Source organism: Aliidiomarina sanyensis, from assembly GCF_003987175.1.
In the GTDB taxonomy this organism is placed as follows: Bacteria; Pseudomonadota; Gammaproteobacteria; order Enterobacterales; family Alteromonadaceae; genus Aliidiomarina; species Aliidiomarina sanyensis.
On sequence record NZ_PIPM01000001.1, the window covers coordinates 1 to 17,602 of the forward strand.

12 protein-coding genes are annotated in these 17,602 nt (G+C 50.8%); 2 read left to right on the plus strand and 10 right to left on the minus strand.

Annotated elements, in window-relative coordinates:
* The first annotated feature begins 175 nt into the window (after positions 1-175).
* Complete coding sequence (locus CWE11_RS00005) at positions 176-754, plus strand: hypothetical protein (RefSeq protein WP_126775554.1); 579 nt, start codon at positions 176-178, stop codon at positions 752-754.
* A 59-nt stretch (positions 755-813) separates the two neighbouring features.
* On the opposite strand, the gene CWE11_RS00010 is transcribed toward CWE11_RS00005, so the two are convergent.
* From CWE11_RS00010 to CWE11_RS00050, 9 genes are all read right to left on the minus strand, one after another.
* Positions 814-2,463 carry an electron transfer flavoprotein-ubiquinone oxidoreductase gene (locus CWE11_RS00010; protein ID WP_126775965.1) on the minus strand — a complete coding sequence of 550 codons (1,650 nt, stop codon included), beginning with the start codon at positions 2,461-2,463 and terminating at the stop codon, positions 814-816.
* A 51-nt stretch (positions 2,464-2,514) separates the two neighbouring features.
* On the minus strand, positions 2,515-4,710 hold the full coding sequence (locus tag CWE11_RS00015; protein ID WP_126775555.1) for a putative bifunctional diguanylate cyclase/phosphodiesterase: 2,196 nt from the start codon (positions 4,708-4,710) through the stop codon (positions 2,515-2,517).
* Between the two features lie 86 nt (positions 4,711-4,796).
* Positions 4,797-6,743, minus strand: coding sequence for an acetoacetate--CoA ligase (locus CWE11_RS00020; RefSeq protein ID WP_126775556.1), 1,947 nt, complete (start codon positions 6,741-6,743; stop codon positions 4,797-4,799).
* Between the two features lie 20 nt (positions 6,744-6,763).
* Positions 6,764-7,660 (minus strand): hydroxymethylglutaryl-CoA lyase, encoded by an 897-nt coding sequence (locus CWE11_RS00025; protein WP_126775557.1) that lies wholly within the window; start codon positions 7,658-7,660, stop codon positions 6,764-6,766.
* 24 nt (positions 7,661-7,684) lie between these two features.
* Positions 7,685-9,658, minus strand: a complete 1,974-nt coding sequence (locus tag CWE11_RS00030) for an acetyl/propionyl/methylcrotonyl-CoA carboxylase subunit alpha (RefSeq protein WP_126775558.1) — start codon at positions 9,656-9,658, stop codon at positions 7,685-7,687.
* Complete coding sequence (locus CWE11_RS00035) at positions 9,655-10,488, minus strand: enoyl-CoA hydratase-related protein (RefSeq protein WP_126775559.1); 834 nt, start codon at positions 10,486-10,488, stop codon at positions 9,655-9,657. The genes CWE11_RS00030 and CWE11_RS00035 overlap by 4 nt, the downstream gene beginning before the upstream one ends.
* A 9-nt stretch (positions 10,489-10,497) precedes the next feature.
* The gene (locus tag CWE11_RS00040) at positions 10,498-12,105 is read right to left on the minus strand and encodes a carboxyl transferase domain-containing protein (protein ID WP_126775560.1); all 1,608 of its coding nucleotides are present in this window, start codon (positions 12,103-12,105) and stop codon (positions 10,498-10,500) included.
* 21 nt (positions 12,106-12,126) lie between these two features.
* A complete protein-coding gene (locus CWE11_RS00045) occupies positions 12,127-13,299 on the minus strand; it encodes an isovaleryl-CoA dehydrogenase (RefSeq protein ID WP_126775561.1) in 1,173 nt (390 codons plus the stop codon).
* 18 nt (positions 13,300-13,317) lie between these two features.
* A complete protein-coding gene (locus tag CWE11_RS00050) occupies positions 13,318-13,752 on the minus strand; it encodes a MerR family transcriptional regulator (protein WP_241971679.1) in 435 nt (144 codons plus the stop codon).
* A 220-nt stretch (positions 13,753-13,972) separates the two neighbouring features.
* Between CWE11_RS00050 and CWE11_RS00055 the strand changes: the two genes are divergently transcribed.
* Positions 13,973-15,154, plus strand: coding sequence for an acetyl-CoA C-acyltransferase (locus CWE11_RS00055; protein WP_126775562.1), 1,182 nt, complete (start codon positions 13,973-13,975; stop codon positions 15,152-15,154).
* Between the two features lie 487 nt (positions 15,155-15,641).
* Here CWE11_RS00055 and sppA read toward each other — a convergent pair whose 3' ends face one another.
* Positions 15,642-17,483: a signal peptide peptidase SppA gene (gene sppA, locus CWE11_RS00060; protein ID WP_126775563.1), complete on the minus strand. Its 1,842-nt coding sequence runs from the start codon at positions 17,481-17,483 to the stop codon at positions 15,642-15,644.
* Positions 17,484-17,602 lie beyond the last annotated feature (119 nt).

Consider the following 17,602-nt stretch of genomic DNA (forward strand, 5'->3'; position numbering starts at 1 on the left):
AGCTGCCGATAACTCATGTTGGAACTCACTTTTTTTGGTCGAAAAGTAAGACTACCACATGTCGGTAGCTGACCTCCTTTCGACCTATCCCATTACATGAGTGTTGCGGTTATTATCTGAATTCAGGGAGAATTTATCGAGATTGGACTAAATTTTAACCTGGAGGTGGAATGTCATGAAAATACTAAAATCAAAATTAATCCTGACCACCAGCGTCCTTCTTTGCGTGATGTGGTCGAGTAATGTGTCGGCAAACTCTGAGTCCGAACAGCGCCAGATGATACGTGCGTGTCTTGACGCCCTCGAAAACTTGGATGGTGTGAACTTCCAAACTGAACGTCAAGGACTAGAGCTTCATAGAAAAGCCGCAGATCAGGAAATAAAACATCAAAACCTGCGCTCGGTTCAAAACAATCTTAGAATCATGGAACAAAATGCTCGTCAATGTAATGCTTATATGGATCCAGTTGGATGCAATAATCGACTCCAGCAGTTACGGAGCTATGCTTCCTATGTTCAGAATCGAGAAGCCCAATTCAATCGAGAAGTAAGGGAACTCCGCCAATTGTTACGTCAGGTTCAAGAGCTTGAAGCTCGGCAGGAGCCAGCTCATGACCGCATGGACCGTACATGCGGCCCTGCAGAAGCCGCGAGCCTCCCTATTCACCTCTGGCGTCAAGAGGTTCCCCGTTATCATCTCCGTACAACAGCAGCACGAGACTATGCTTCCCGTATGCAAAATCGGGCGTATTAAAAAAATAAGGCCCTTGGAAACGAGGGCCTTATTTGAGAAGTTTATTGTGGATCTTTTAGTTACATATTCGGGTAATTTGGACCGCCTGTTCCCTCAGGTGTTACCCAGCGAATATTCTGACTCGGATCTTTAATATCGCACGTTTTGCAGTGGATACAGTTCTGCGCATTGATCTGAAACCGCTTTTCTCCGTCGTCAGTGCTGACCACTTCATAAACTCCGGCAGGGCAGTAACGCTGCGCCGGCTCATCATATTTCGCGAGGTTTACCGCAATAGGAATGGATGCATCGGACAACTGTAAATGACACGGTTGGTCTTCCTCGTGATTGGTATTGGACAAATACACGGAAGAGTTGCGATCGAAGGTAATCACCCCATCAGGTTTCGGATAATCAATGGACTTTGCTTGATCTGCAAGTTCCATTCCTTCATGGTCGGCCCGCTCATCTTTAATGGTGAAGGGCAGTTTGCCACCAAACCAGTTTTGATCCAGTGTGTTGTAAGCACCCCCAAGCCACATGCCCCATTTGTGAATGACGGGACCAAAGTTACGGGACCGATAGAGTTCGTCGTACACCCATGAGCTTTTGAAGCGCTCTGTGTAATCCGTTAACTCGGTATGCGCATGATTTGCGAACAACGCGGCCGCAATTGATTCGGCAGCCAACATGCCGCTCTTCATCGCGGTGTGATTGCCTTTGATTTTTGCAAAGTTTAAGGTCCCGGCATTACAACCGACCAATAGAGCGCCAGGCATGGTCATTTTCGGTAAAGAGTAGAAGCCACCTTTCGCGATGGCCCGCGCACCATAGCTTACGCGTTTGCCACCCTTCAGATATTTGAGAATTTCTGGGTGTGTTTTATAGCGTTGAAACTCAGCAAATGGATTGAGGTGCGGGTTGGTATAGTTCAGATCAATAATTAAACCAACAAACACCTGCCCATTTTCTGCGTGGTAAAGGTATCCTCCACCGGTTCCATTATCATTGACCGGCCAACCTGTGGTGTGGACGACCAAACCGGGTTGATGCTGCTCTGCGGGCACGTCCCAGATCTCTTTAAAGCCAATTGCATAGTGCTGCGCCGTGGCGTCTTTATCTAAATCAAATTTTTGGATTAATTCTTTACCGAGATGCCCGCGACACCCTTCAGCAAATACGGTGTACTTGGCGCGCAGCTCCATGCCAGGCATATAACTATCTTTTGGCTCGCCTGTTTCGCTAACGCCCATATCACCGGTAATCACACCCGCAACGGCGCCATCGTCGCCATAAATTACATGCGCTGCGGCAAACCCAGGAAAAATCTCAACGCCCATAGCTTCTGCTTGCTCCGCTAGCCAGCGGCATACGTTACCCATACTGACGATATAGTTTCCGTCATTGTGGAACGTCTTGGGCACCATAAAGTTGGGGAGCTTTTTGCCTTTCTCACCGTCACTGAGCATATAGATATCATCGCCGGTGACAGGGGTGTTTAACGGTGCCCCGCGCTCTTTCCAATCGGGGAAAAGCTCGTTTAATGCGGTGGGCTCAAAGACCGCACCGGAAAGAATATGGGCACCAACTTCTGAGCCTTTTTCAATGACACAGATTTGGAGGTCTTGCTCTTTTTCTTGGGCGAGTTGCGCTAAGCGGCAGGCTGTTGATAATCCGGCAGGGCCTGCGCCAACGATGAGGACATCAAACTCCATACTTTCGCGTTCCACGGCTTGGTCCGCCATAGCAAATACTCCTCAAATCAATTCAATTAGTGACAGTTAGCTTATTTTAACAGGAATTAGACCGTCTGGCTGCGTTAGCAACTGGGTGATTTCATCGGCGGGGAGCGGGCGGCTGTAATAGAAGCCTTGGCCAATGGTACAGCCCCGTTCAATTAAGAACTCAGCTTGCTCTTCGGTTTCTACCCCTTCTGCAACAATCCCAATATCGAGGTTGCGTGCCAAACTAACAATGGTTTGTGTGATGGTTGCGTCGTCTTTGTCATCGGGTAGGTCTTTGACAAACGACCGATCAATTTTGAGCGCGTTAATTGGAAAATGCTTTAAATAGGACAAAGAGGAATAACCCACACCGAAATCGTCAATCGCTAGCGTGATCCCATTGTCGCGCATATCGTGCATGAATTGCGTGTGTGAACTGCTGTTCTCGATAAGCACTTGCTCGGTTAATTCAAGCTCAAGAAACGCAGTGGGAATACCCGCACTGCGAATTGCATATAAGATTTGTTCGGTGAGATCAGGAAGCTGGAAGAGTCGGCCGGAAATATTCACCGACATACGCAAATCCGTGAAGCCAAGATCGCGCCAGCGCGCAAGCTGGCGACACGCTGTCTGTAATACAAATTCGGAGATTGGGATAATTAACCCGGAATCTTCTGCGATCGGAATAAATCGGTCTGGCCCAATCATGCTCCCATCGTCCTCAATCCAACGAACGAGCGCTTCGACCCCAATAATTTTGCGAGTCGTCATATCCACTTGCGGTTGGTAGAACACGGTTAACTTGTTTTGCTCGATGGCATAGCGCAGCTTCTTCGATAAATCGAGACGTTCAGAGAGCTCATCATGGAGTTCTTGGCTATACACATGCCAAATGTTTCGGCCTTTGTCTTTCGCACGGTAGAGTGCCGTGTCCGCGTGACGCATCATTTCCTCGGCGTCTTCCTCACCCGTTTGGGTCAGTGCAATTCCAATACTGCCGGTAATGAAAATTTCGTATCCTTCGACATTAAATGGGGTATCGAGGATATGAATCACTTCATCAGCTAATTGCTCGAGCTCGCTTTGTTCATGGACATCACCCACAAGAATGGCAAATTCATCGCCTCCCAAGCGTGCGAGCAAGGAACGCCCGGTCTGGATTTCAGATAGGCGGCTTGCAGCTTGTTTTAAGAGCGCGTCGCCGATGTTGTGACCAAGCGTGTCATTGACTTCTTTAAAGTGGTCTAAATCAATCAGAAGTACGCCAATGAGTTCACGTTGTTCGCGTAAACGAAGGAGTTCACTTTTGAGGTGTGCGATAACTGCATTTCGATTCGCAAGGCCGGTGAGTGGATCATGCTCCGCGAGATAGGCTACGCGCTGTTCAACTTTCTCGCGCTCTTCAATTTCATCGTAGAGTTCTCGGTTGGCTTCCTGCAACATGCGTTCGCGAACCCGACTGACGCCTAAAAGATAGAGAACAAATGAGATCAAGGCAGTGACTAACAGGCCGGCTATCAGGATGAGGAGTGGTAATTTACTGCGCATCTCTTGGAGCCGAGCGGGTGTCGGCCATAGCTCGAGGTACCAAGTTTCACCAAACAATTGAAAGACGCGCCCGACAGACCAGGCCTCGCGTAATATGTCATTGCGCCCATGGTTAAATAGGATTTCTTCATCAGACTGCCGGACAACTTGGAACTGCGTGCCTTCGACAATGTGCCGCCCCGTAATCAGATGAAGGAGGCGGTTGGTATCGAGGAGTCCGGCGTAATACCCTTGAGGCTCTCGTTCGCGCTGGGGGACCACGAGCAGAAGATCCGCGGGATGGTCGCTCAGCCCGTCTGCCGCAATTAAATAGCGCACACCATGGTTAAATTTATGCAACCAATACCGCGCCTCGTCTGGAAGCGCGACAGGATGTTCTGTTCCTGCGGGATAGACACTCCTAATCTGTCCATCTGTATCCAGCCAATAAAGGTGTCTAAATTGGCGGTAGTAGGACGTGATGGTTTCGCCTTCGTCCACCCAGCTTGGGCCGTTTACGCCTTGGCGACTAATCCACGTGAATCCAAACATATGGGATTGGAGTTCTCGTCGAATTTCAAATTGGAGAGCGTAGAGCTCGGCGTCGAGTTGATCGCGAATGGTGTGGTTGTCTGCAAACCGTAGCGAAAAGGTCAGGACAAGCGTCAAAACGACGCCTGTGAGGCCTGCTATGATAGCTTCCCGATGTCTTCTCAGTTTGCGCATCTATCGATGTTCTTTATTATTGTAGGATGAAGCGGCGTCTCATCATTACGTAAACAGAGCAAGAACGCAATTCTTGCTCTGATATATCAGCTCAATTCCGGTCGATTTCTAAAAAACTCGAGCGCTTCAGGGTTGGCCAAAGCGTCGGTATTCTTCACGATCTCACCGTGAACTACCTGACGAACTGCGAGCTCGACGATTTTGCCACTAATGGTTCTCGGTATATCGGCCACTTGCAAAATAACTGAAGGGACATGTCGAGGTGTTGCATTGGCTCGGATGGTCTTCTTGATTGTTTCCCGCAGCGCGTCATCGAGCGTCAGGCCGTCTCTGAGTTTGACAAATAAAACAATGCGTTCGTCATCCTCCCAGCGTTGGCCAATAGCAATGCTCTCAAGCACCGCATCGATTTTCTCAACTTGCCGATAGATTTCTGCTGTTCCGATGCGAACCCCACCAGGATTAAGGACTGCATCGGAGCGGCCGTAAATGATCACCCCTTGCTCTGGGGTTAACTCCGCATAATCACCGTGTGCCCATCTATTTTCAAAGCGCTCAAAGTAGGCTGCACGGTATTTGCTGCCATCTGCATCGTTCCAAAAACCAATGGGCATACAGGGAAAGCTTTGTTCACAGACTAATTCGCCTTTTTCCCCTTGGACTGGCTGGCCCATATCGTTATAGACGCTGACGGCTAAACCGAGGCCCCGACACTGAAGTTGCCCTCGATACACGGGTAAGATGGGGTTCCCAAGGGCAAAGCAAGAGATAATATCGGTGCCTCCTGAAATAGAGCTCAAACAAAGATCGGCTTTGATATCACGGTAGACATAATCAAAGCTTTCTGGCGCCAATACGGACCCTGTGGTCAACACCGCTCGGAGCGACGTGAGCTGATGGGTTTGGGCTGGCTTCGCGCCGGCTTTTTCCAACGCAGCTAAATATTTGGCACTGGTCCCAAAGACGGTAATCCCTTCGCGGTCAATAAGATCTGGCATAGCGTTCGGTGACGGATAGAAGGGAGAACCGTCGAACAAGGCAAGCCGCGCTCCTAAAGCGAGGCCAGAAACCAACCAATTCCACATCATCCAGCCACAGGTTGTGAAATAGAATAGGGTATCTTCGCGGCGCAGATCCGTATGCAGAGCATGCTCTTTTAGATGTTGCAGTAGGGTTCCACCGATCCCATGCACGATACACTTAGGTACTCCGGTCGTGCCTGAGCTGAACATAATGTAGAGTGGGTCGTTGAATTTGCGCGGTACAAAGTCAATTTCAGTGGCGTCGCGGTCGAGGAAATCGGCCCATGCAACTGAATTTGAAGGTTTTCGTTGGGTGCTCGCGAATGGAATAGTCACCAGCGTTTCGACGCTGGTCAAATGGGTATGGATGGACTCTACTTTGTTCGTGACATCAATGGTTTTGCCGTTATAAAAGTAGCCATCGACCACAAATAGAACCTTGGGTTCTACTTGACCAAATCGGTCAAGCACACCTTGTTCACCAAAGTCAGGAGAGCAACTCGACCAGACTGCACCCAGACTTGTAGTCGCTAGCATCGCAACCAGTGTCTCGATGCAATTGGGGAGCATGCCGGCAACGCGATCACCCGCTTGCACACCATTTTTTTTCAGTGCGGCAGCGAGTTGCGCCGTGCGCACGTAGAGTTCCTGATAGGTTATTTCCTCGCGCGTACCATGCTCGTTGGTGAATACAACGGCAGGGCGATCGTCACGAAAGCGCAGCAAATTTTCGGCGAAATTTAAGGTTGCATCAGGGAAAAATTGTGCTCCGGGCATTTTTTCGCCGTTGGACAGAACGATTTCACCTTTTTCACCTTGAACATCAAAATAATCCCATAGGATCGACCAGAACGACGCGCGTTGTTCGACGGACCACTGGTAGAAGGCATGATAGTCGCCATTGAAATGCACCCCTTCAAGGCCTTCTACATGGCGCATAAAATGCGTCATCTGGCTGTTTTCAATATGTGCCTTTGAAGGTTCCCACAGTTTTTTTGCCGAACTCGTCATATTTACTCTCGTAGATTTTTTTAGTGTGAACCGCGTGCAATGCTGACTTGTGACCGAGGTGTCGTGTTCAATTCGCGAGTAATTGCATAGCCCGCGCGAATCACTCGTTCTAGATCGATCCCAGTCTCGATCCCCATCCCTTGGAGCATATACAGAACATCCTCGGTGGCGACGTTTCCGCTCGCACCTTGTGCATAAGGACAACCACCGAGACCGGCCACAGCGCTGTCGATGACACGCACGCCGAGGGGTAAGCATGCCGCTAAATTAGCTAAAGCCTGACCATAGGTGTTGTGAAAGTGCAGGGCAAGTTGGTCCATCGGAACCACATCAGCCACTGCGGACAGCATCCGTTGCGCATGCAGAGGGGTTCCCACACCAATTGTATCGCCCAACGAAATTTCGTAGCACCCCATATCGTGTAGCGCTTGCGCGACCCGAACGACCTCAGACACAGGAACTTCGCCTTGGTAAGGACAGCCTAAAACACAAGAGACATATCCTCGGACCGGTATGCCTTTCGCTTGTGCGGCTTCAAGAACAGGTGCAAAGCGTTCAAGTGATTCGGCAATCGAACAGTTGATGTTCTTTTGACTGAATGCTTCAGAGGCAGCACCGAAAATTGCAACTTCATCTGCCCCTGCGGCCATCGCAAGCTCAAAACCTTTTAAGTTCGGCGTCAGGGCTGTGTAGCGAATCCCCGGTGTGCGGGTAATACCACGCAAGACTTCACCGCTATCCGCCATCTGCGGCACCCATTTTGGACTGACAAAGCTGCCTGCCTCAATTGTGCGATACCCTGCTTCACTGAGTGCATTAATCAGCGCAATCTTCGCGTGGGTTGGAACCGCTGCTTCATTCTGTAATCCGTCGCGCGGACCGACTTCAACGATTCTGACATCCTTTGGTAGAGCCATAGCTTATCCTCCGACTCAGCGGTTCTATTCGTCCGATGACAGGCTGAGAAGTTCCGCGCCGTCCGATACGAGGTCACCTGCCGCGAAGTATACGTGTTCAACCGTGCCGGCAAATGGTGCCCGAATGGTGTACTCCATCTTCATCGCTTCCATAATGACTAACGCCTGCCCTTCGGTGACCGTATCACCCGCACCAACATGCACCGCAACGATTGTACCGTTCATGGGAGCAGTCAGTGAGCCGGCCTCCTCTTCATGGATGAGCGCTTCCACCGCATCATGTTTGATCGCATCAAAGCGTCCATAGTCAGTGAATAGTGTCCACTGAGCGTCCACGCAGGCGACGTCGACGCGCATTCGCTTGCCGTTCAAAGTAATTGCGTGATCATCGGCCCACGTGACTTCAATTTCCTCTTGGCGCCAATAGAACGTATTCCGATGCTGCGTAAAATCAATCGAAATAATGTCGTCGTGCCCCGGAATCCGGAACTCGACATGTTGGCGCGCTTCCGCGTTCATCCGGAACCCATCGGCAAAGCCCCACGGGTTGGAAGAGATGTTCTGGTGCGAACGGATCCAGGCGCACGCGAGAACAAATAGCGCTTCATTTTGCGGTAAAGCCGGCGTTTTTTGCAGAAGCGTGTCGCCAAATTGCTCAATAAACCGAGTGGTCACTCGACCGGCACGGAATGCTTCATGATCAGCAATCCGATATAAATAATCCGTATTCGTTGTGACACCAGCGATGCGGGTGTCGCGCAACGCATTGCGGAGTCTACGGAGCGCTGAATCGCGGTCTTCGTCCCAGACGATGAGCTTGGCGATCATGGGATCATAGAACGCGGTCACTTCGTCCCCTTCGATAATTCCGCTATCCCAACGGGAGTAGGGTGAATTTTCTGGGTGGCGTAAGAAGCTGACCGTGCCCGTGCTCGGCATAAAATTCTCATCTGCATTCTCTGCGTAGATCCGAGCTTCAAATGCATGACCGTCAAGCTCAATATCGTCTTGCTCAAGGGGTAAGACATCACCCGCAGCGACGCGAATTTGCCAGTCCACTAGATCAATGCCGGTAATCATCTCAGTCACTGGATGTTCGACCTGCAGGCGCGTGTTCATTTCCATGAAATAGAAATCTTCATTTTCATCGAAGAGAAACTCAACGGTTCCGGCACCCACATAATCAATGGCTTGTGCTGCACGAACTGCCGCTTCACCCATGGCTTTTCGCAGTTCTGGAGTAAAGCCGGGGGCTGGCGCCTCTTCAATGACTTTTTGATGACGACGTTGCACGGAGCAATCACGCTCCGCAAGGTACAATGCGTTGCCATGCTGATCACAGAATACTTGAATCTCCACGTGACGTGGTTGTGTGATGAATTTTTCGACCAACATTTTATCGTTACCGAAAGACGCTTTCGCCTCACGCCGTGCTGAGGCGAGCGCTTCGTTAAATTCATGCGCAGCATTCACGATCCGCATGCCTTTTCCACCACCGCCGTAGGCCGCTTTCAAAAGCACTGGATAACCGATTTTCTCGGCTTCTTGCGCCAGAAGGTCGTCCGATTGGTCGTCTCCATGGTAGCCCGGTACTAGGGGCACACCGGCTTCCTGCATGATTTTCTTTGCTGCACTCTTTGAGCCCATCGCGGCAATCGCTGACACCGGTGGACCGATAAAAATGAGGCCGGCTTCGGCCAGTTGTTCTGCAAAGGTTTCGTTTTCGGAGAGAAATCCATAGCCAGGATGAATGGCTTGAGCGCCGGTTGCTTGCGCCGCAGCGATAATACGATCCGCCCGTAAATAGGATTCGCTGCTAGCGCTTTGCCCAATGTGAATGGCTTCGTCAGCTTGCAGAACGTGCTGCGCGTGACGGTCTGCGTCCGAATAAACTGCAACGGTCTTGATACCCATTTCGCGAGCCGTGCGAATGATTCGGCAGGCGATTTCACCGCGATTCGCGATCAGAATTTTATCGATAGGGGTCACAGTGGTCATGATGAGGTTCCATTCGTTTGTTTTTGTTGCCACAGCGGGGCCCGCTTCTCTAAAAAGGCGCTCAAACCTTCCTGTCCTTCTGGGGACACACGGATTTCAGCGATTCGACGTGCCGTTTCATTGACAAGCTGTTGATCGAGCGTGTGATTGCTCACGTGATCGATTAATTGTTTGCAGGCAGCGACTGCCGCGGGGCCATTTTGCAACAGCGCCTGGATAACGGGGGCAGCAAGATTTTCAAGACTGTGCTGCGCATTATCACCCGCTTCGATGATTCCGTGAATGAGGCCGTATTTCTCGGCCGTTTCTGCATTGAATCGTTCGGCGGTCAACATGTAGCGACGTGCCGCAGACAGTCCGAGCGCTCGCACAACATAGGGGCTTATCACAGATGGGATGAGGCCAATCTTGACCTCAGACAAACAAAAGCTAGCCCGTGTGGTGGCAAAAGCCATATCACAACAAGCCACCAGTCCGACGGCACCCCCAAATGCAGCGCCTTGAACGAGGGCGATGGTTGGCAGGGGAAGGTGATCCAGTTCCCACATCAGCGCGCCTAACTGACCTGCATCCTCTAAGTTTTCTTGATAGTTTTTCTCTGCCATGGAGCGCATCCATTGCAAGTCGGCTCCTGCCGAGAAGTTCTTTCCATTGGCTTGCAGGATAAGGATACGGGCAGTTTTGTCCTCGCATACGGCGCGCAACGCCGCACGCAATTCACCAATCATGACATCATCAAATGCATTGTGAACGTCGGGACGATTCATCGTCAGACGTGCAACCCCTAGGCTGTCTGTTTCTAACGTAATAAAACGAAAAGCGGTGGTCATGAGCACTCCTTACATCCGGAACACGCCAAAACGGGTGTCCTCAATGGGGGCATTTAACGCTGCACTTATTGAGAGCCCAAGCACCATGCGCGTTTGCGCCGGATCGATGATGCCATCGTCCCACAGACGGGCAGAGGCATAATAAGGATGCCCCTGATGCTCGTAGGTATCAATGATGGGTTGCTTGAACGCTTTTTCATCATCCACACTCCACGTTTCACCTTTGCGTTCCTTGCCGTCTCGCGTTACTTGCGCCATGACTCCTGCGGCTTGTTCACCACCCATCACCGAGATACGCGCATTCGGCCACATAAACATCAATGTTGGGTCATACGCACGACCGCACATGCCATAATTACCCGCTCCATAACTACCGCCAATTAAGACTGTAAATTTCGGGACCTTGGCACAGCTCACTGCTGTCACCATTTTGGCACCATGTTTCGCGATCCCCTCGGCTTCGTACTTTTTACCGACCATAAAGCCCGTAATGTTCTGCAAAAACACTAAAGGAATCTTGCGTTGTGAACACAACTCAATGAAATGCGCCCCTTTTTGCGCAGATTCGGAAAATAAAATCCCGTTGTTAGCGACTATTCCGACTAAATGGCCATGAATTCGTGCGAATCCCGTGACGAGGGTGTTGCCATAGTTTTGTTTAAACTCGTCAAAATCTGAGTCATCCACAATTCGGGCAATCACTTCACGCACATCGTAGGGCTTGCGAAGGTCGGTCCCTACGATGCCATAGATTTCTTCTTCGGCGTATCGCGGCGGTTTAGTTGGTTGCACATCAAGGGTGGCTTTTGGGGGACGATTGAGGCGAGAGACTGCGCGGCGGGCAAGCTCAAGCGCGTGCTCGTCATTCAGTGCGAAATGGTCTGCCACGCCGGAGATCCGCGTGTGAACATCGGCGCCACCGAGTTCCTCTGCACTGACTTCCTCACCCGTTGCCGCTTTCACGAGCGGTGGTCCGGCAAGAAAAATGGTCCCTTGCTCCTTCACGATAATGGATTCATCTGCCATTGCGGGCACGTATGCGCCGCCGGCCGTACACAGCCCCATCACCACAGCAATCTGCGGAATGTTTTTGGCTGACATATTTGCTTGATTGAAGAAAATGCGACCAAAATGATCCCGGTCTGGAAACACTTCATCTTGACGTGGCAAATTGGCACCGCCTGAATCGACAAGATAAATACAGGGTAGGTGACAGCGCTCAGCGATTTCTTGAGCGCGAAGATGTTTTTTCACTGTGAGGGGATAATAGGTCCCTCCCTTCACAGTCGCATCATTTGCGACAATCATACATTCCACACCGCTTACGCGGCCGATGCCGGCCACAACACCCGCTGCCGGAACGTAATCTTCATAGACATCCCAAGCGGCGAACTGACCAATTTCAAGAAACGGGCTACCCGCATCCAGGAGTCGTTGAATACGATCGCGAGCAAGGAGTTTGCCGCGCGCCACATGACGCTCTTGGTAACTTTTCCCACCGCCTTGTTTGATTTGTTCGGCTTTCGTTTGCAAATCACGAATGACGTCTCGCATGGCTTTGTCATTTGCGATAAAGGCTTCGTCGCGCGCATTTACTTTACTGGTCAGGATCGCCACTGCTGAGCTCCTTGTTCAATCTTATTTCGATTCGGTGAAAAGTTCGCGGCCGATTAACATGCGGCGAATCTCCGAGGTTCCTGCACCGATTTCATAAAGCTTAGCATCTCGGAGGAGGCGTCCGGTGGGGTATTCGTTGATATAACCATTTCCACCGAGTAGCTGGATCGCGTCGAGGGCCATTTTTGTCGCAAGTTCCGCGGCATATAAGATAGCGCCCGCGGCATCTTTGCGCGTGGCCTCACCTCGGTCACACGCTTTTGCAACGGCGTAGACATAAGCACGTGCCGCATTCATTTGCGTGTACATGTCCGCTACTTTCCCCTGGACTAACTGGAATTCACCAATGGCCTTACCAAACTGCTCGCGTTCGTGAATGTACGGGACAACAACGTCCATACACGCTTGCATGATCCCCAAGGGGCCTGCTGCAAGAACGGCTCGCTCATAGTCGAGGCCGCTCATGAGCACCTTCACTCCTTCGTTGAGCTCACCCAAGATATTCTCAGCGGGGACACGTGCGTCCGCGAAAATTAATTCACAGGTGTTCGAACCGCGCATACCCAGTTTGTCGAGCTTCTGCGCGGTGCTGAATCCGGGGGTATTGTCCTTCTCGATGATAAATGCGGTGATTCCTTTTGACCCTGCCGACGGTTCGGTCTTTGCATAGACAACAAGAATGTCTGCATCTGGACCGTTGGTGATCCACATTTTATTGCCATTTAGAATATAGTGGTCGCCATCTTTCTTGGCATGAAGTTTCATACTCACCACGTCGGAACCTGCGTTCGGTTCACTCATGGCTAGCGCTCCGACATGTTCGCCACTCACCAACTTCGGCAGATACTTTTCCTTTTGTGCTTGTGAGCCGTTAATTTTGATTTGATTCACACAGAGGTTTGAGTGAGCACCGTAGCTTAAGCCGACCGATGCAGAAGCGCGGCTGATTTCTTCCATTGCGACAACATGTTCAAGGTAGCCCATCCCAGCTCCACCAAACGCTTCAGGTACCGTAATACCCAGCAATCCCATATCGCCAAATTTGCGCCACAAATCGGCTGGAAATTCATTCTTCTCATCAATTTCGGCTGCTCGCGGGGCAATTTCATCGCGAGCAAATGCGTTTACGTGGTCCCGCAACATATCAGCGGTTTCACCTAAATCGAAATTAAATGGTTTGTAGGTACTAAACATAACGACTCCTAAACAGATTTAATTGGCGCTGCGGGATGTTTTGGTTGCGAGTTCGGTGCGGCAACCGTTTTCGACGGCGCTTAACTCATGGAGAACAACCTTGATGTCTTCAAGTTGTTGACGCAACGCGGCCTTCTTGTCTTCAATTAAGGTGAGCATGGTTTGTAACTGATTGACACTGCTGCCATCACGGTCATACATATCAAACAAGGTGCGTGTTTCCGCGAGGGTAAAGCCGAGTCGTTTACCCCGTAAGATAAGCTTCAAGCGAACACGGTCTTTCTGTTTGTAGATGCGCGTTTGACCGCGACGTTCGGGCGTAATGAGGCCCTGATCCTCGTAAAAACGAATGGTCCGGGTTGTAACATCGAATTCGCGAGCGAGATCACCGATACTAAAGGTATCTTGCGTCCGACGCACGCGCTCGGGATTCATTGCAAACTCATCGTTCATTGCGGATGTGCACCTTGCCAAGTTTGTTGAATACGCGTTAAGCTAACATGAAGTTTACGTTAACGTAAAGTGCGATGCAAAGGTTGCCGTAAACGGAACCCTTGTCGCTGGTACGAGATATTTACGCCCATAAGACTGGGCTATAAAACAGTTTATACCGCGCTTTCCGACGAGGGGAGTGGGGGGGACATTAATTTATTTAGAATGGATGGAGAGCCGTATGAGTTCCGATGCAATTGTAATCGTGAGTGCGACCCGGACGCCGATGGGTGGTTTTATGGGTGAACTGAGTCCTGTCACTGCGCCAACCCTAGGAGCGACCGCAATTCAAGCGGCGATCAAGCAAGCGGGTGTAGCCTCTGAAGGCGTTAGCGAGGTCATTATGGGGTGTGTCTTGCCCGCCGGTTTGAAGCAAGCTCCCGCACGTCAGGCCATGCTTGAAGCAGGTCTGCCATTGGGGACGGGCGCGACCACGATTAACAAAGTGTGTGGTTCGGGCTTGAAAGCAGTGATGTTCGGCCATGACTTGATTCGTGCTGGCTCTGCGGACGTTGTGGTCGCTGGAGGAATGGAGAGTATGTCGAATGCTCCCTATTTGCTCGATAAAGCGCGTCAAGGATATCGGATGGGGCACGGCCAGGTGTTGGATCACATGATGCTAGATGGCCTTCAAGATGCCTACGAAGGAAAGGCAATGGGCTGTTACGCCCAAGATACGGCCGATGCTTATGGCTTCACGCGTCAGGACATGGATGCATTTGCGATTCGATCGTTAGAACGCGCGCAAGCTGCCATCGCCTCGGGTGCGTTCGAAGCAGAAATCGTCCCGGTCACATATCAAGATCGGAAAGGTGAGGTGACCGTTGCTATTGATGAACAGCCAGGCAAGGCTCGAATTGATAAGATCCCATCGCTGCGCCCTGCGTTTGCAAAAGAAGGGACTGTGACCGCTGCGAATTCGAGCTCCATTTCAGATGGCGCCGCGGCGCTTGTGCTGATGCGTGAATCCGATGCGAAAGCGCAAGGGTTGCAACCGATTGCCCGGATCGTTTCTCATGCAACCCATTCCCAGAAGCCATCGGAATTCACGATGGCTCCGGTGGGTGCCATGCAGAAAGCACTCGAAAAAGCTGGTTGGTCAAAAGAGCAAGTGGATCTGTGGGAAATCAATGAAGCATTCGCCATGGTCACGATGATCGCGCTGAAAGATATGAACTTGGATGCCAGCAAAGTGAATGTGAACGGTGGAGCGTGCGCATTGGGCCATCCCATCGGAGCGTCGGGGGCTCGGTTGTTGGTGACATTGATTCACGCATTAAAGCAACGCAAACTTCACAAGGGAATGACTTCATTATGTATCGGTGGGGGTGAGGCGGTTGCATTAGCCGTTGAGCTCGTCTAGGCCCCGCTGTTTGAAGCGAAGAATGAAAAATCCCGCAGCGGGTTGGGAATCGCTGCGGGATTTTTGTATGACGGGATATGTCCTGTGTGACCTCGCGAGGTCATCGACTCAGATTGCCGTTAGGCTGCAAACTAGCGGCTTAGAGTACGAACAAGTAGAGATACACAGACCCGATGATAATTCCAGCGACTGTTAGAACGCCGGGAATGATGACATTGGCTAACAGGTTCTTACGGATTTCTTCATTCATGGTCCACTCCTCAGTGTGCCGTTCGGCACTCACGACTAAAATATATTAACGCGAAAGAGAGCTCTGTTTCTCTTAATCCCTTGGGATTGCGCGTATTATATCGAAACGCACGATCGAAGTGGAAAAAATTCGCATGAAATCGATTTATGGATAACCTGAATTTCTTTTGGGTAAAAAATAAACAAAAGGGGCCCTCGGCCCCTTTACAGGTTTTCTGCTCGACGTGTTGTTAGAAAACTAAGGTCGTGTCACGCACTCTTGGCAGCGCAAATAAATGCCGCGCGGGTCGTTGTACTGACGGAACAAACTCCACGAGGACGCTGCATCCTGCATCAACTGTTTAATTTCATCATCGCTGCGTAGGTTAGCGCGGGAATTGAAGAGGTTTTGCAGGAGCTGATCACGGAATGATAACTCCCGCTCTGGCCACAGCACGGCGTAGTCTTCAACCTCTGCAAGCTCAGCGGCGCGTTCAATTGCATTCTCAACGCCACCAAGCGCATCCACGAGGCCGAGCTCGAATGCGCGTTTGCCGGACCATACTTTTCCTTGCGCCACTTCATGGACTTCCTCAACGGACATACCACGAGATTCCGCCACTAATGACAGAAAATCGTCATAGATTTGATCTACGCCTGATTGGAGCATGCGTTCAAAGCTCGCAGTAAGAGGCTTAGTGATGGTCATAAAAGGCAGTTCAGTCGTTTTTACACCGTCGTAGTGAATCCCGATGTCCGCTAACGCGCCATCGACTAGAGGAATCATCCCAAATACACCGATTGAACCGGTGATGGTGGTCGGCTCAGCGATGATGTAATCACTGCCGGCAGCGATCCAATATCCACCGGATGCAGCAACGGTACTCATACTGGTGACCACGGGTTTTCCGGCCTCACGCAACATGAGAATCTCCTGACGAATGACTTCTGAAGCCATGGCACTTCCGCCGGGGCTGTCGACCCGCAAAACCACGGCTTTTACATTGTCGTCAAAACGAGCCTTGCGGAGTGCCTCAGCCATGCGGTCACTGCCAATTTCGGTTGGACTACCGCGGCCGTCGACAATCACGCCAGTGGCCTGAATCACCGCAACCTGTGTACTCGAGCCATGAGTCTGTGTGTTTCTTTGCTGAATGGCGACAGGCAATGTCGTGAGATAATCTTGATGACGAATGCCGCGGAACCCTTTGGTATCCTCATCTCTTCCCGCAATATCCACCAAGAACTGGGTCATTTCGTGGCGATGCTTGAGTCCATCGACTAACCCTGCGTGAACGCTGACCTGCGACAAGTCATTGTTGTGCTCCTCAAGGAGAGCAATAAAATCAGCTTCGGTTCCTGAAACAATGCGCGGATCAAGGTCACGACTACGCTGCACGGTTGCGAGATACTCATCCCACAACTCATTTAGCCAAATTGCCAAATTGTCGCGCGCCTCATCTGACATACCGTCTAGGATGTAGGGTTCGACGGCTGATTTAAAATCGCCGACCCGGAAGACGTGGACATTGATATTCAGTTTTTCGAGTAAACTTTTGTAGTAGGGTCGCAGACTCTCCAAGCCCGTAAATTCGACGGCGCCCATTGGGCTGACAAAAACCTCAGTTGCTTGGCTTGCGAGCAGGTATGGACTTTGCGTGAAGAAATCCGCATAGGCATATACGGGTTTACCCGAGGCTTTGAACTGCTCGATTGCATTGGCGACACGGATGAGCTTGCTGACACCGCCACCGCCAAAGTTGCGAAGGTCAAGATAGACCCCGGCGATACGATCATCGGTCGCAGCGTAGGCAAGAACGCGCTCAATTTCATGAACGGGTTGCTGTGCCGGCGGAGTTCCAAAGAGTAGGGTGTCCGATAGATTGTCGAATGGGTTAATGCTTGTAGCCTCATCAACTAAAACCCCAGTTGGGGCAAGGACTAACAATCCACCCTTTGGGACCTCGACTTTATCGGTAGAGGAGAAAATCGCACTTAAAACCAGGACAATAACAACCACGGTCAACACGTGGGCAGTGTAGCGGCGAATCGCTGATAAGACAGCACCGATTCGACCGAAAACTTTTTTCAAAATTTCCATATTGAACTCCGGGATAATGATGTGGCGGACATTCTACGTGAATGTCGCGAGCCACGTGTTAGAATTTTGTAACAAGCTGTGTCATTTGTAAAGTTTTATTGTCCAACTTCTCGCAATTG

Coding starts and splice junctions, on each gene's coding strand:
- CWE11_RS00020 (WP_126775556.1), bottom strand. CDS start 6,743: ATGACGAGTTCGGCAAAAAAACTGTGGGAACCTTCAAAGGCACATATT.
- CWE11_RS00050 (WP_241971679.1), bottom strand. CDS start 13,752: ATGAACGATGAGTTTGCAATGAATCCCGAGCGCGTGCGTCGGACGCAA.
- CWE11_RS00005 (WP_126775554.1), top strand. CDS start 176: ATGAAAATACTAAAATCAAAATTAATCCTGACCACCAGCGTCCTTCTT.
- CWE11_RS00030 (WP_126775558.1), bottom strand. CDS start 9,658: ATGACCACTGTGACCCCTATCGATAAAATTCTGATCGCGAATCGCGGT.
- CWE11_RS00055 (WP_126775562.1), top strand. CDS start 13,973: ATGAGTTCCGATGCAATTGTAATCGTGAGTGCGACCCGGACGCCGATG.
- CWE11_RS00045 (WP_126775561.1), bottom strand. CDS start 13,299: ATGTTTAGTACCTACAAACCATTTAATTTCGATTTAGGTGAAACCGCT.
- sppA (WP_126775563.1), bottom strand. CDS start 17,483: ATGGAAATTTTGAAAAAAGTTTTCGGTCGAATCGGTGCTGTCTTATCA.
- CWE11_RS00015 (WP_126775555.1), bottom strand. CDS start 4,710: ATGCGCAAACTGAGAAGACATCGGGAAGCTATCATAGCAGGCCTCACA.
- CWE11_RS00035 (WP_126775559.1), bottom strand. CDS start 10,488: ATGACCACCGCTTTTCGTTTTATTACGTTAGAAACAGACAGCCTAGGG.
- CWE11_RS00025 (WP_126775557.1), bottom strand. CDS start 7,660: ATGGCTCTACCAAAGGATGTCAGAATCGTTGAAGTCGGTCCGCGCGAC.